Genomic DNA, 14,658 nt, shown 5'->3' with positions numbered 1-14,658 from the left:
TTAAGGTGCATGTTTGTATAAGTACTTATTTAAAGATTCTGCGTAACAGAATGGCAAGAGCAGCGCCTAATAAGGCAAAAATCGTATGTAAAAGAGCGATGTAACTAGCTCCAATCACCAATGCTCCTAATTCTGTTAAGGAGTAAGAGGTCGTATAGAGCCCATTATTTAGATTGTTAATGATGGCCCAGACAAATACAGGTACCGAACTAATAATAAAAACAATCCAGACATTTTTATAGAAAAGGTAGGAAAGACAACCGAAAAGTGCATACGAGATCACAAAGCCTTTTTGATTCCCAAGCAAGGATGAGTTAATGGCAAACATAAATGATAGTACGATAAAGATGATATGAAAAAAAGATAATGTTCTTTTCATGGGTAAGTATTCATTTTGGATTCGCTGTGAATGAACGAGCTGCTGACATTGCGGACAATTCGCTAAATGCTGCTCTATAAAATCTATCGTCGGTGCTTGGAGCACTTGTTTTTTATAAAGAGGTATTAAATCTTCTATAATTGAGCAATCTTGTGACAATACTTTCCCTCCAATCAATCTCCCCCCATTATACGACTTTTTTTAGAAAATAAAAAAAGCCTTCCATGATTTTTCAATCGGAAAACTTGTACATGCACCTTATTATTTTGCTGTTAGTACTTCATTTGTTAATGCTTGAATATCAATATGAGTTTTTTCCTTTACTGCATCCTTTAAAATTTCTGTGCGGAAGTAATGAACTGTCGCTTCAAGTGGAATTGCCAAAAGCTTTGAAAGGGCTGATTGATACATATAGACAAATTCTTTGTCCGTGTTACCACGCTTTAATTCGGCAAAAGCTTCATAAAATTGATCAAGCTTATCCGCGAACTCGAGTAACCGACCCTCTAAAGTACTGTCCTTACCTTCCTTCATACGTTCAAAGAAAATTGCCTGAAACTCTTGTGGGATTTCATTGATAATAAACTTTTCCATCATTTTTTCTTCCACATGTGCTAGCATTTGCTTCAGCTCTGGACTAGCATGTTTTACGGGTGTCTTAATATCACCAATAAAAACCTCAGCAAAGTCATGGTTGATGGTTTTTTCATATAAAGACTTCCAATCAACTTTTACGCCGTTCATTTCTTCCAACGTTGCGAAGAACATTGCATATTGTGATACTTTCCAAGAATGGGCTGCCACATTGTGCTCCTCAAACTTGAAGCGACCAGGGCAACGAATAATCCGCTCTAAATCATTAAGGCTTGTAAAAAATTGATGAATTCCTATAAAAATCACTCCTTTTTGTTCTATAAGTGCATGTTACTATAAACAATACCCTCTTTGTGTAGATTTCAAACAATTTAACAATGATTCAAGTTGTGTTTACAAAGGATTCACAATTGCTGATAAAGTAGGTTTAGGTGGAATGCTATAATGTAGGAGACTGATGAAAAGGGGCGTACACATCATGTTTTCCATTTATACACTACTTCTTTATATACATATTTTAAGTGCTGTTCTTTCGATTGGGCCTTTGTTCGTTGTGCTAACCGTCGTAAAAAAAATGCGCACAGCCTCCAACGGTGAAATGTCACCATATATCGAAGCCTTTAAGGGCGCCATTGCTATTGTCAAACATTCAGGGCATGTCCTAGTAGCATCAGGTATTTTGTTAATGTGGCATGCTGGCTATCATTGGCGTACTTCATGGATTGTCATGACGTTCCTTGTGATGCTTGCTTCTATTGTATTTTTAGCTAGAGCGTTTAAACGGACATTACGTACATTTAATACACCTGCTTATGACCAACAGCAATTTGTGTCACTTTTGCAACGGAAGACATGGATGTACATCTTATTATTGCTTATCATGCTTTGGTTAATGGTAGCAAAACCAATTCTTTGGTAAAAAAATCGCACCCTCATGGAGTGCGATTTTTTAGCTTACTAAGCGTTTGAAATAATTTTTACGAATAAATAAGTAACTGATGAAGAACAGAATAAAGAAACAGCAAGAGCTAGCCATTGAAATTTGTAAAAAAGCTGTGGAGACCATTGTTCGCATAGCTACTAATGTAGTAAGCAATAGTAAAATGGCTATGGAGAACGGTACAAATATAAGAATTGCCAATTCTTTAGAAACAACTGTGGCTAATTCCTTTTTAGAAAGTCCCAACTTTCGGATGCCAATATACTTTTCTTTTTCCTGTAGCAATGTTGTTTGTAAATAGAAGTAAAGTATACTCATGGCAGCACTTAAGAAAATTAAACTTAACATAGAGCCAATAAAGAACATAACACTTTTGATAAACATTTCCGTGTCATATAAATTGATTTTGGATGTTACGTAACGTTCACCAGGCAATGATGGTATGGCTTCGGTAATTGTATTCGCTAATTCTGTATGGGCGGTCCAATTGTCCAACTCATAAATATAGGTTTTATAAACAGGGTAGTCGATCGCTTGGTAAATGTCATCAGGCACAATGAAATAGCTTTGCTGGAAACCAGTAGATAGCAGATTTTGTTCATTGATTTTGACCAGTTTAAATGATTTTATATATGGATCGTTAGTATTGTTTGTTGTGGGTGCTACGCCTCGACTCCCTGCAACAGCAATAAATTCATCTTTCCGTAGAGTAATTTCTTGATGTTGTAACAGGTTGTAATCAGATAATGCCATATAGCCAAGGCGTTTATCCTCATTCGATTTGAATTCAATAAAGTATTTGCTTGCTTGAACGGTTGATAGTTTTTCTTCAAGATTGTCGAGATCAGCCTTTACCATATTTTCGTCAGTTTTTGGATCAGCAATGTATTGAAAGCTATACGGATAATTTTCTTCACTATCCTTTTTCACATTGTAATAAGAGCTAAATAAAATGCTTGTACATAGAAAGACACCACTTAATAGTATCGTAATTAGAAATAGCATACTTGCATGTGACTTCATTTTTGCATTTAAATTGGATGCTAACAGCATATTTGTTTTGCGTAAATAGGCAGATGACTTCTCAAAGATTTTTAAAAATAGTCTTAACCCTTGAGCGATGACTAAATAGATTGTACTAAGAAGACTAGCGAAAAATAACAGATAATAAAAAACGTCTAAACTTTTTACAAGGGCATGTTCGATTTTAAGTAAATAGGCTAATATAGCAGTCATGCTGATACTTAAAACGAATAAAAGAGGATGTGGCTTAATCGATTTCTCAATAACCGTATCACTTTTTAATAGCTGAATAGAGGCTTCTTTATTAATAAATTTCGTTACGACCTTTGATATCACTACGAATAAAATAAGAAATAATCCAATTGTTAAGCCAATTGCTTGTAAGGGCATATACATACCGAATGTATCTGCTTTTAAAACAACTTTTGCTCCCATTAAGAAGAGGGGAGTAATGACTAGCCCAAGAACGATAGCTGCCACAATTGCTAAAACACCAATTAACAGGTTTTCTCGATATACGAGCTTACGAATTTGCTTCATGGAAGCGCCAGTTATCATAAAAATACCTAGCGTTTTTGTCTTTTTTCGTAGAAATGCCATAATCGAATAAGCGATGTAAATAAAAGAAAATAAATAAACGAGCAAACTGGCTAACATCAATGAAATGCCAAGTGTTGAGTTCGGATCTAAGCTTTTCAGGCTTGGATGAAAGGCGATAACAGAAAATAGAAAGAAAATAATAATGGAAAACATACTACTCAAGAAATAAGAAACATATGTCCATTTATCACGTAAAATATTTTGGAGGACAATGTGATTAAAGCTCATGATGCCCACCACCTAAAAAAGCAAGAGTGTCCATTATTTCTTGGTAAAATTGCTTGCGATTGTTGCCACGATGTACCTCATTGTATAACTTGCCATCTTTAATAAATATAATACGATTGGCAAAGCTTGCTACATAAGGATCATGTGTCACCATGAGAATAGCTGTTTTTAGCTCCTGGTTAATGGAGGTAAATAAGTTCATCACATCATTGACGGCTTTGGAATCAAGATTTCCTGTAGGCTCATCAGCTAACAATAAACTAGGCTCATGAATAACAGCACGTGCTATGGCTACTCGTTGCTTTTGCCCACCAGATATTTCGTAAATACGTTTGGGCAGTAGCTCCTCTATGCCAAGAAATTGAGCCACATGCTTTAAACGTTGACGCATTTTGGAGGCTGGTAAGCTATCTAATGTTAGTGGTAATAAAATATTTTCTTGCACTGTTAATGTGTGGACAAGGTTAAAATCCTGAAAAACGAAACCTAATTCAGAACGGCGAAACTTTGCAAGCTCCTCATCAGTTAAAACATAAGGATTTCTATTATTAATCAAGATATCGCCAGCAGTAGGACGATCAATAGTAGATACACTATTTAAAAATGTCGTTTTCCCACTTCCTGAAGGTCCCATGACAGCTACAAATTCCTGTTTGCGTAACTGAAAATCAATGCCGTTTAATGCTTTGTATGTGATCTCTCCAATATATTCTTTTTGCAAATTGGTCACTTGAAGTATTGTGTTTTCCAACTTGAACAACTCCTTTATGTTAATTTAATAGCTTAAGTATAAAAAAGGAGCGATAAAAAACCTATTTAGCTTGATGACATGAAGATGACAAAGTTGTCATGTTTATTTTTTCCGACTGTTTGAAAAATTGATGGAAAAAGTAGTGACATGATCAAAAGATTGTAGCGTGAAGGGGTGCTCTAAAGTAGTTAGAATCTTTTTCGCTAAATACAATCCAATACCTGTTGCTTCACCACTCGTTCGTCCCTTTATTCCCGTATAAAATAAATCGAAGACACGCGATATTTCACTGTCAGGAATTGTCTCACCATGATTTATTATTTGTAAAGTTGAACTATCGTATTGAATGTGGATAGTGCCGGCTATCTCACTATATTTAATGGCGTTATTTACTATTTGATATAGGACAATTTTTAACCATTTTCGATCTGAATAAATAATTTGGTCTTCAGTAAGTGTCATTTTGGGGAAAATTTCTCTTGCGATAAAGTAATCTTTCAAATCATTGACGACCTCTTGGACGAGCCTTTTTAAAACAATGGGTTCAATTTTTAAATCAGCTACTAAATTAGATGTGCGTTCATACGTTAATAGCTGATTGAGAGTAAACGTCAGCTTATCGCATTCTTTACTAATGGTTTGCCATTGCTGTAATTCGCCAGAGGTTTTGTTGGATGTCGTTTGAATGACTAATTGAATAACAGATAATGGTGTCTTCATTTGATGTACAAAATGGGATAGAACAAGTTGTTTTTCTTGTGCTTGCTCCTCTAATCTTTGTTGTTGTGTTAATAATAAATACTTCATTTGACTCAGCTTGCTGCTATAGGCTTGCTCAATTGGAGAGCGCGGTTCAAATAGATAAAGATCATCCTGTGTTTGGGCATCTTTTTGTAAATGAGTATATAATTTTCTTCTACGATAATAACGACCTAATAGCCAAATAATGAACAAAAAACTGACAAGGAAGATAAAGTAGTTATAGTTTGATGAAAGGTCATCCAAGGCATGAATGATCCAAGGTAATAATAGGAAGCTTATTCCATAGAGAATGATGATACTTAGATGATCTCGAAAGAATAGTTTCATTTTCCTTCCTCCACTAATTGATAACCAAGACCGCGAATGGTTTTAATTTCAAGCTTAGAGTGGATTGCCTCCATTTTTCTACGTAGTCGACCGATATTCACTGACAAAGTGTTTTCCTCAACAAAGGTTTCATCATCCCAAATAGCACTTAATAGCTTTTGGCGAGGCACAACATTTGGGTAGGCTTCGAATAATACCTTACTCAGCTGCATTTCTTTTAACGTTAACAAACTCTCATTACCCTCCGCTTGAAGACGGACGATATCTGGATTTAATGTAGTATTAGCTATTGTTATGGTAGTTGTTTCAGCTGAAGCATACTCACCGTATGTACGTCGAAGCAGCCCATTAACCTTTGCCATAAAGACATCTAATGAAAATGGTTTTGTGATAAAGTCATCAGCGCCATTTTCAATCCCATATACTTGATCAATATCATTTACTCTGGCAGAGACAATGATGATTGGACATGTTGAGAGTTGGCGGATTTTCCGTGACCAAAAATAGCCATCAAACGTTGGGAGATTGATATCCATAATGACTAGATGTGGTTGGATGGCATTAAATTCTTCTATGACGTGCTGAAATTGTTGGACAATATGGCATTCAAACTGATATTTGGATAAATGCTCGACAATCAGTGAAGCAATATTTGCATCGTCCTCTATTATGTATATTTTGTACATATCTATCGACCCTTCCTTATTTCTATATTTATAATGTACCCTGATTTCCATAAATCTATAGAAAATTGTAACTTGAAACATGAAAGAAGAGCCACCACAAACTCCATTAGAGAATGTAATGACTCATATTTATTTCGATTCAACAAAAGTTTTTTGTTTATGCTTGTTTGTCTAGTGTTCAAAAGCCCCCTGAACTAGAGGATACCGTCAAAAAGCAGCACATTCTTTGGCAATGATGTTGTGTAGCTCCAAGTCCTAGCGAATGTCTTAGGACGTTACGGTTTTAGGTTAACTTCTATTTGTCAGGCACAGCATAATTATTTATTTTTTTGGAATATGGAAAGTTATATTCGTACCTTTATTGATTGTACTTTGAATTTGTAAACTTTGACCATAAATTCTTTTAAGGCGTGAATCTGTATTTCTTATACCAACACCATCGCTTGCGTTTTCACTACCTGCTTGTAAATCGGCTAATAGGCCAGGGCTTATTCCCACACCATCATCGATTACACTAATTGCTACGTAATTTGTGTAATCTTTAATGCGGATACAAATGGTACCGCCTTCTTCATTCTTCAAAATTCCGTGTCGAATTGCATTTTCAACTAAGGTTTGTAACGAAATAGGGGGAATTTCAATCTCTATCCCATCATCTATCTCCCATTCAACATGGATTAATTCTCCAAAACGCTGCTGTTTAATGTAAAGATAAGAGTGAACTAACTCTAGTTCATGCTGAAGTGGTACAACCCGTTGAAGATTTCGAACATCGAAGCTCCCATGTAAATACTCACCAAAATGATGCATTAAATCAATCATTCTATCAGTGTCTATTGTGCTAAGGGAAGCAATGGTATTAAGCGTATTAAATAAAAAATGCGGCTGGATTTGAGCTTGAAGCCAAGCGCTTTCTAAATGTAATTGTTGTTGAATGCTGTATTTTAAATCAATTAAAGCCCGACTTCTTACTTTTAACTCTAATGAATTAATTGGTTTCGTTACATAGTCATTGGCTCCATAGGAAAAGCCGGTATAAACATCTTCAGGATGTTTACGTACAGTAAGTAATAAAATAGGCAATTCAAGAAGTGAGTAATGTTTTCTTATCTCTTGGATTAAAGCGTAGCCTGAAATATAGGGAAGCATTGCATCAACAACAACTAAATCCCAGGATTCATGCTTTATGCTATCTAAAGCCTTTTCACTGCTTGTAACAGTAGTAACAGCATATTCAGATGTCGAAAATACGCTCTTCATCGTTGTTAAATTCATTGGATCATCATCAACCATTAAGATTTTGAAGTGCTTTCCTGCTGATATGGAGGGCTCTTTTTCTGCCATTGATAACTGTGTAATTTCTTGATTCATAATGGATGTTTGAACTGTTTTCGAATTTTCTTCAGCAAGTGGTAATGTAAAATAAACATCTGAGCCTTTATTAGGAATAGATTTTATACGCATTGTACCACCATGTAACTCAATTAGTTTTTTTGAAATCAGAATTCCTAATCCAATGCCTTCTTCATTTTCATGCCCTTGTTCATAAGGAGAAAACAGGCGACTTTGTACAAATTCATCCATTCCAAGCCCTGTATCACGGATATGGATAATGGCCATATGCTGCTCTTCACGTGCAGTAATTTCTATAGAACCCTCGCTTGTAAATTTAATGGCATTATGCAAAAGGTTAAAAAGAATTTGAATGAGGCGATTTTCGTCAGCTATCACATTTGGGAAATTTCTAGGAATAGACGATACCATTTTTATTTGTTTTCCGCTTGTAATAAAGCGGAGCATATCAAATACACCATGAACAGCACCATGAAGGTTAACATTTTGAGTATGGACATGTAAATTACCTTCTTTTAAGCGAGTAAAATCAAGTATGTCATTTAATGTGAAAGACATACTTCTGCCAATATCTATAAGATGTTTAAGATTTTGATGATCTTCAGCAACAAGTCTATTCTGTGGATTATCATATATGGACTGTCCAAGTGTAATCATTTTATTCATTGGGCTCCACAATTTCTGTGCATTGCTTGCTAGAAATTCATCTTTTAAAGTATCGTCTTTTTGTAGTTTTTCGACTAACTTATGTATTTGCTGAGAGTTCTCATGGAAACGTCTGAACCAATAGCTAGAAAAACCAAGCATAACGAATAAATAATCAAATGGATAAACAGGAATGTCGAATACGTAGACAGATTTGATAAAGCCCCATATAATGCCGTTTGTTGTACCGATAGCTGTTAGAGCAATTAAAGCAGAGCTCCTTTTTTGGTTTTCTATATATTCTCTTAAAGCTAGTACCACTACATAGAGAAAGGATACTACGAAAAGTACGAAGAAAAGAATTTTAGTAGGCACCAACCAAGACATTGGTAGAACAATAATTAATGATACTCCTAGAACATAAAAGCCAAAAATCCATTGAAAGGTTTTAGTATTGTGATAGTTGACCAATAGGACTCTCATAAATTGCAGAAAAAAGAAGGATGATCCTAGAAATATAATAGAAGATAGTTTATAGGACCATACATAATTAAAATGAAGCCAATCTAGCAGAGAGCAATCAAATGTAATTAATTCATCAGCTAAAGGTAGAAGAAAACCAATTGTGAATAGTAAAACGATAGGTTTTTTATAAATGAATAAAAACACAAGTATGCTAAAAAGAGCAAAAAGTAACAGCATTACTACAATTATAGAAAGCGATAGGCCTGTAATTAATTGATGGTGTGTCATAGCGGATGCAGTGCCGAATGAAATTTTTTTATTAATAATAGGGTTTTTAAATGTATCAAAATTAGAAATATGGATTACTATGTCAATTTCAAGTTGCTCATCAGTAAAATATACGGTGTATGGTGAAGCATGACCTTTATGATCTTGAGCGTTATTAGCCACTTTACCTGATTGTCCTACTAGTTCACCATTTATATACAATGCAGAGGCGGTTGAAATAGCAGGAATACGGATTGCATATCGATTATTTGTGGCAGAGTTATTAAGTAGAACTTTTAATCGATAAGTTCCATAGGGTTGATTTGTTTTCTCATTTTTTTTCGTAGGAACAGTTTGGACAATACCCTTTTTAATAGTTGCTTGATTAGTGCTTTCCTTGCTTTCGGGATTGATGAATAGCCCAGGGTAGTATAGCCATTCTCCGTTTAAGTAGAGAACTTCATCATTTAATATTGTTTGAGAGTTAACATCTAAAATACCTTCTTGAGCACTAGGTTGATGATCAGAGGGGAGGAAAAAGTTTAACCATAGTAAACGAAAGGAAGTAAGGGCTATAAAAATGGCAATTACAATAAGTAGATGTCGGATAGTTGTTTTTTTCAACACAGACATTGTGTCCTCCTAATGGCTTTCTGAAATAAAGCATAAACTCTATCTACCATGCCACGAATTTCAAAAAAAGGAAATGATATAGTTGGTAAAAGAATACTTTAAGCCTAAATAAATAGAACTATATGGAGATTATAGTTCTATTTATTTTTTTCTTTCATTCTGAAAAAAGTAATATTTCATTAGTTGTTAAGTATTCTTTAAGTGGTATGACGTATGATGATTGAATAAATATAGTAAAGTTTGAGTTGAAACATAGATAAGATTTTAACGAAAAAATCATCTCAATGGGAGAAATGATCTATTGTGGGTAAGTTCAAGTTAAAGTTATCGTTTCTTATTGTTAGTATGACGATAGTAGTTGTACTCGCGGCATCTAGTATTAGTATTTGGAGTAGCTATCAAAATTTCAATGAAATTTTGAAGGAAAATAAAGCAGACATGCAAGCAACCTATGTAAAGGAAGTTTCAACAATTACCGAAGACTATTTACAGGGATTTGTGACAGAAGATATGTCATTAGATCCGTACGTGGAGCAGGTAGTTGATACTTTACTTGATGAAAGAGTTGTTTCTTTTCGTTTGTTTTTTAAGAAAATCATTGTCCCTATTATTATAGTAATAGCTGTAGTAGTGGGGCTAGCTATATGGTTAGCTCTAAAAATTACGCGACCTCTAAAAGACCTTTCAACAAGAATAGAAATAGGGGAAGGGATACAGGGGACTGAGGAGATTACTGATTGGTATTATGAAGCAAAGTTGTTAAAAAAGAATGTACGGAATATGATGATTTGCTCAGAAAGTAAAATTACTGATTTAACGGAGCAATTGAACTTAGACTCATTAACAGGGATTCCTAATCGCAGAATAATGGATCAAACTTTACAGGATTTGATTGTAAATAAAGTCCCGCATTCCATCATCTTAATAGATTTAGATGATTTTAAAAGTATAAATGATACATATGGTCATACAGTAGGGGATGAAGTGCTAAAAGCTTTTGCTAATCATATGCAGAGCAGCATGGAGGAACAAGATTTGTGCTTTAGATATGGCGGAGAAGAGTTTATGGTCATATTGCCATCAAGGAACATAGACGAGGCGGTACAATTAGCAGAAAACTTACGGATTAAACAAGCTTTACAAGAAACAGTGTGTGGTAGACCGGTGACGATGTCTGCTGGCATTACTGCATTTACACCAAACGTCCAGAGTCCTAATCAATTAATAGAAATTGCAGATCATGCTTTGTATAAGGCCAAACAATCAGGAAGAAACTGTTTATGTGTAGTTGGGAATATGAGACAAATGATTATTAAATAATGGGAAAAAGCATGCTAGTGTTCAGTACTAGCATGCTTTTCGTGTTATCAGCTTGTTTCAAACTCTTTTTCTTGTTCCTGTAAAACGGTCTGAAAAAGATCTATTGTTTCTTGACTAGGTGAAACATTTAATTCTGATAATAAGGTGCTTTTAAAAGAATGGTAAATTTTTATGGATTCTGCACGATTTCCTATTTCAGAATAATGCATGATTAATTGTTGGATGGTTTTATCAGAATATGGATTTAACTCTAAGGCTAATAGTAACGAACGTTCTCTACTTTTTACATCCTGATTTTTAGTATAATAATGGTTCAATTCATCAAGTAACTGAGTAAATTGTTTGTTCATTAAATTTGCTTTACTGGCAGTCCATGAATAGTCCAATGTAGCCATAAACTCCCCCTGATAATTTTGAATGAGTTCCTCAGCCTTCTCTATAGCTAATCTTCCTGTTTCTGCTTTATTATTCAAAATGTACTCCAAATCATGGGCATCACATTGAAAATCGTCTAGTTTCAACATATAGCTACCGTTAGTATACTCAACTACATCCAAATATCCATATGTTGAAAGCGTCGTGCGCAAGTATGAAACAGTAGTGTGCAATTGGACTCTTGCTTTTTTATATTCCGTATCACTCCATAGTGTATCAATGATGGTATCACGAGGCACGGGCATATGAAGCTGTATAAAAAGGAATGCAAACAATTCTTTTGTTTTAATAGTTCTCCAATGAATAGCTTTTTCATCATAAGAAACGACAAATTCTCCAAAGCATTTTATCATAAGTGAAGGTTTTTGATGTGGTTGAGTAGGTACTGATTTTATTTCTGTCTGGAACAGTTCTTGAACTCTATTAATGGTCATTTCTAGACGAGATTTCGAAATAGGTTTCAATAAATAATCTAGAGATGGTACATCAAATGCTTGAACAGCGTAGTCTCTATAGGCAGTTACAAAAACAATACAGATATTTTTATCCCAAGTTTTTAATAATTGTGCAACTTCTAGACCGTTCATACCTGGCATTTCAACATCTAAAAATGCTACTTGAAAATCCAAGGTAGGTCCTTCTGTAAGTAAGTCTTTTACTGTTGTAAAAGTTCCTATGACCTCAATGTCCTTAAATTTGTTTAAATGTTTTGCTATGTTAATAAGAGCTAATTGCTCATCGTCCATCACGATTACCCGGACCACATAAGGACACCACCTTTCAATATATTATCAGATTGAGATGTCTATTATTGATCCTTTATACGGATGAGTAGGAACTGATTGCTGAGGTATATCTTGTAGTAATTCAATAGCTGTAGACGTATTTAAATTGAGTGCGTTTTGCATGACGCTCAACTGTACGGTTTGTTGAAGCTCCATCAGCTGTGATGACATGAGTGAATTCATTTCCATTTCTACATTCCCTCCTTTTCTTCTTTTATCGGTAAAAATAGCAAATGTCTAATATAAAAAAAGTCCTAAACTATTGCTACTAATTTATAGACTTTTTCCTCTAAATTATTTAAATTACCAAAAAAATAAATGAAATTGTATATTTTTCCGTTTTTATAGTAATAATTCCTAATATCAGGCAAACAGCCCTGAGTTATTAATTTGCAAACTTAGTGTTACTTACATGGTAGAGCGTTCAACTCTAGTGTGCTAGCAACAGATTTGCAACAAATAATAAAATAATGGAGGTATTACTAATCATGAAGAAAAAAGCATTAGCTTTAGCAGTAGCGGTGACCTTTGGTTTGAGTTTGTATGCGAGTCCTTCCTCCGCTGAGGACAAATCACCAAGTAATATACTATGGGCAATTCCCCAGATTTATAATTTAACGGTTGGAGAATTCCAGCAACTAAATGAGATGGAGTCGTTGTGGTTTTATCCAGAGCAGGATTTAGTGAAGGACACGACAACAAAAATAGAATCTGCAGAAGATGAACATGTCATCATAGGCGGTGACACATTATTTTCAATAGCCCGTACAAATAATGTAACTGTAGATGAGTTGAAAACATGGAATAACCTTGCTTCAGATTTAATCTTTGTTGGTGAATCATTAGCTATTAAAGCTTCATCTGCGAAACCGAAACCCAAGACTTCTGAAGGCACTGCGTCTACAAAGACTGTTACAACAGCCAAAACGAAACCGACAAGTGCTCCAACAACTGGATCTGGTAAAACATTAACAATGCGTGCTACTGCTTATACGGCATATTGTGAAGGGTGTTCAGGCATTACGGCGAATGGAACAGATATAAGATCAAATCCTAACTTAAAAGTAATTGCAGTTGACCCACGAATTATTCCTCTTGGTACGAAAGTTTGGGTCGAAGGCTATGGCGAAGCAATAGCAGCCGATACAGGAGGGGCAATTAAAGGGAATAAAATTGACGTATTTATTCCTACAGAAGGACAAGCGCTCCAATGGGGTGTTAAAACAGTAACGGTAAAAATTTTAGATTAAATGTTAAAGGGATTTCTCAAGCTTTGGGGAATCCCTTTTGATATATGTGCATAAGTATTGGGATATTTGGAAACCATCAAAAATAGAGGAGGTATTTTTTATGAAAAAAATGAGTTTATTTAGCCTTTCTTTATTAGTTTTTATTGGTGGTTGTAATTTCTTTGATAAGAAAGAAGAAAAAGTGACAGTAAATGCGCCGTCTCCCTTAACAGCCACTGCAAAAGTGATTGGTGCAAATAACGAAAGTTATGGGAATGCATATTTTCAGGAAGAAGATAATGGCGTTATGATGACGTTGGCATTAACTGGTTTACCACCAGGCACAAACGGCATTCATATTCATGAAGTAGGGAAGTGTGAGCCGCCTAAATTTGAATCAGCTGGTGGACATTTTAATCCAACCAATAAGGAACATGGTAAGCTTAACCCTAACGGATACCATTTAGGGGATTTACCAAATTTAGAGATAGGCGAGGATGGCAATGTCGATCTTAACTTCTTAGCAGAAGGGTTAACATTACAAAAAGATCAACCAAATTCTTTGTTAGATAATGATGGTAGTTCCATTGTTATCCATGAATCAGCAGATGATTATAAAACTGACCCAGCAGGTAACTCAGGGGCAAGAATTGCTTGTGGTGCTATTCAATAGAATGAAGTTTAAGACTGTATCTGATGGACATAAGATGCAGTTTTTTTATTGCCATTTCCCCTAAAAAAGAATGGCACAGTAATTGTGAAAATTAATCTATTTATGCGATAGGTTTTATATTTATAATGCATAATGCGTATGTTTTATTGCAATTTACTAAAATTCTATTGTATAATTCTTTTATCAGAAAATTCAATTAAATAAGGAGTGATACAATGGGTAAACTGTTAAATTCAAAATTTGAAACGTATTTAATGGATCAAGAACTTGAGTTCGATGAAGCGGAAGAGAAAAATGAAGAGCGCATGGTAAAGGTGGAATATGAAGAATATCCAGAAGGTTTTTTTACAAGTTTATAATAAGTATTTGATGGGCCATGTTAAAAGTGGTAATAACTTTTAACATGGCCTATTGTTTTTTTTGCCCTATTTTTCTTGATTCAGCATTCATCTTCGGGAGAAAGAATGCTTTTTTTGTTTTTTTCAGGGGGAGTTCAAATAGCCCCGCTGGTTGCAGTAATGATGGTGTACCAACAAGATGTGATGGTCTTAGGCTAACTTCTA

14 protein-coding genes are annotated in these 14,658 nt (G+C 34.8%); 5 read left to right on the top strand and 9 right to left on the bottom strand.

The window, feature by feature from the left end; translation table 11 throughout:
• Positions 1-25: 25 nt before the first annotated feature.
• The gene (locus tag GJU32_RS13865; protein ID WP_155592554.1) at positions 26-538 is read right to left on the bottom strand and encodes a zf-HC2 domain-containing protein; all 513 of its coding nucleotides are present in this window, start codon (positions 536-538) and stop codon (positions 26-28) included.
• Positions 539-640: 102 nt separating this feature from the next.
• On the bottom strand, positions 641-1,279 hold the full coding sequence (locus GJU32_RS13860) for a YfbR-like 5'-deoxynucleotidase (protein ID WP_155592553.1): 639 nt from the start codon (positions 1,277-1,279) through the stop codon (positions 641-643).
• Between the two features lie 172 nt (positions 1,280-1,451).
• Between GJU32_RS13860 and GJU32_RS13855 the strand changes: the two genes are divergently transcribed.
• Complete coding sequence (locus tag GJU32_RS13855; protein WP_155592552.1) at positions 1,452-1,892, top strand: DUF2269 family protein; 441 nt, start codon at positions 1,452-1,454, stop codon at positions 1,890-1,892.
• Positions 1,893-1,922: 30 nt separating this feature from the next.
• On the opposite strand, the gene GJU32_RS13850 is transcribed toward GJU32_RS13855, so the two are convergent.
• The 5 genes from GJU32_RS13850 to GJU32_RS13830 all read right to left on the bottom strand — a co-directional run bounded on the left by GJU32_RS13850 (position 1,923) and on the right by GJU32_RS13830 (position 9,653).
• Positions 1,923-3,764, bottom strand: a complete 1,842-nt coding sequence (locus tag GJU32_RS13850) for an FtsX-like permease family protein (protein ID WP_155592551.1) — start codon at positions 3,762-3,764, stop codon at positions 1,923-1,925.
• On the bottom strand, positions 3,754-4,515 hold the full coding sequence (locus GJU32_RS13845) for an ABC transporter ATP-binding protein (RefSeq protein WP_155592550.1): 762 nt from the start codon (positions 4,513-4,515) through the stop codon (positions 3,754-3,756). The genes GJU32_RS13850 and GJU32_RS13845 overlap by 11 nt, the downstream gene beginning before the upstream one ends.
• Before the next feature lie 102 nt (positions 4,516-4,617).
• Entirely contained in the window at positions 4,618-5,604 is a 987-nt protein-coding gene (locus GJU32_RS13840) for a sensor histidine kinase (RefSeq protein ID WP_155592549.1), read from the bottom strand.
• Positions 5,601-6,290: a response regulator transcription factor gene (locus GJU32_RS13835; protein ID WP_155592548.1), complete on the bottom strand. Its 690-nt coding sequence runs from the start codon at positions 6,288-6,290 to the stop codon at positions 5,601-5,603. The genes GJU32_RS13840 and GJU32_RS13835 overlap by 4 nt, the downstream gene beginning before the upstream one ends.
• A 321-nt stretch (positions 6,291-6,611) precedes the next feature.
• Entirely contained in the window at positions 6,612-9,653 is a 3,042-nt protein-coding gene (locus tag GJU32_RS13830) for an ATP-binding protein (RefSeq protein WP_155592547.1), read from the bottom strand.
• 303 nt (positions 9,654-9,956) lie between these two features.
• Between GJU32_RS13830 and GJU32_RS13825 the strand changes: the two genes are divergently transcribed.
• Positions 9,957-10,973 carry a GGDEF domain-containing protein gene (locus GJU32_RS13825; RefSeq protein ID WP_155592546.1) on the top strand — a complete coding sequence of 339 codons (1,017 nt, stop codon included), beginning with the start codon at positions 9,957-9,959 and terminating at the stop codon, positions 10,971-10,973.
• 47 nt (positions 10,974-11,020) lie between these two features.
• Here the strand turns inward: GJU32_RS13825 and GJU32_RS13820 are convergent, their stop codons facing one another.
• Together GJU32_RS13820 and GJU32_RS13815 are read right to left on the bottom strand one after the other, a co-directional pair.
• Complete coding sequence (locus GJU32_RS13820; RefSeq protein ID WP_230875046.1) at positions 11,021-12,154, bottom strand: response regulator; 1,134 nt, start codon at positions 12,152-12,154, stop codon at positions 11,021-11,023.
• A gap of 45 nt (positions 12,155-12,199) precedes the next feature.
• Positions 12,200-12,382: a putative motility protein gene (locus GJU32_RS13815; RefSeq protein WP_155592544.1), complete on the bottom strand. Its 183-nt coding sequence runs from the start codon at positions 12,380-12,382 to the stop codon at positions 12,200-12,202.
• Between the two features lie 299 nt (positions 12,383-12,681).
• Here GJU32_RS13815 and GJU32_RS13810 point away from each other — a divergent pair, with 299 nt between their 5' ends.
• The 3 genes from GJU32_RS13810 (at position 12,682) to GJU32_RS23195 (ending at position 14,454) form a co-directional block, all read left to right on the top strand.
• Positions 12,682-13,443: a 3D domain-containing protein gene (locus GJU32_RS13810; RefSeq protein ID WP_155592543.1), complete on the top strand. Its 762-nt coding sequence runs from the start codon at positions 12,682-12,684 to the stop codon at positions 13,441-13,443.
• 100 nt (positions 13,444-13,543) lie between these two features.
• The gene (locus GJU32_RS13805) at positions 13,544-14,095 is read left to right on the top strand and encodes a superoxide dismutase family protein (protein WP_155592542.1); all 552 of its coding nucleotides are present in this window, start codon (positions 13,544-13,546) and stop codon (positions 14,093-14,095) included.
• A 215-nt stretch (positions 14,096-14,310) separates the two neighbouring features.
• Entirely contained in the window at positions 14,311-14,454 is a 144-nt protein-coding gene (locus tag GJU32_RS23195; protein WP_196426701.1) for a hypothetical protein, read from the top strand.
• Positions 14,455-14,658: the final 204 nt, after the last annotated feature.

The organism is Lysinibacillus cavernae (genome assembly GCF_009724685.1).
Lineage (GTDB): Bacteria > Bacillota > Bacilli > Bacillales_A > Planococcaceae > Lysinibacillus > Lysinibacillus cavernae.
This window is presented reverse-complemented; position numbering and strand designations above follow the sequence as displayed.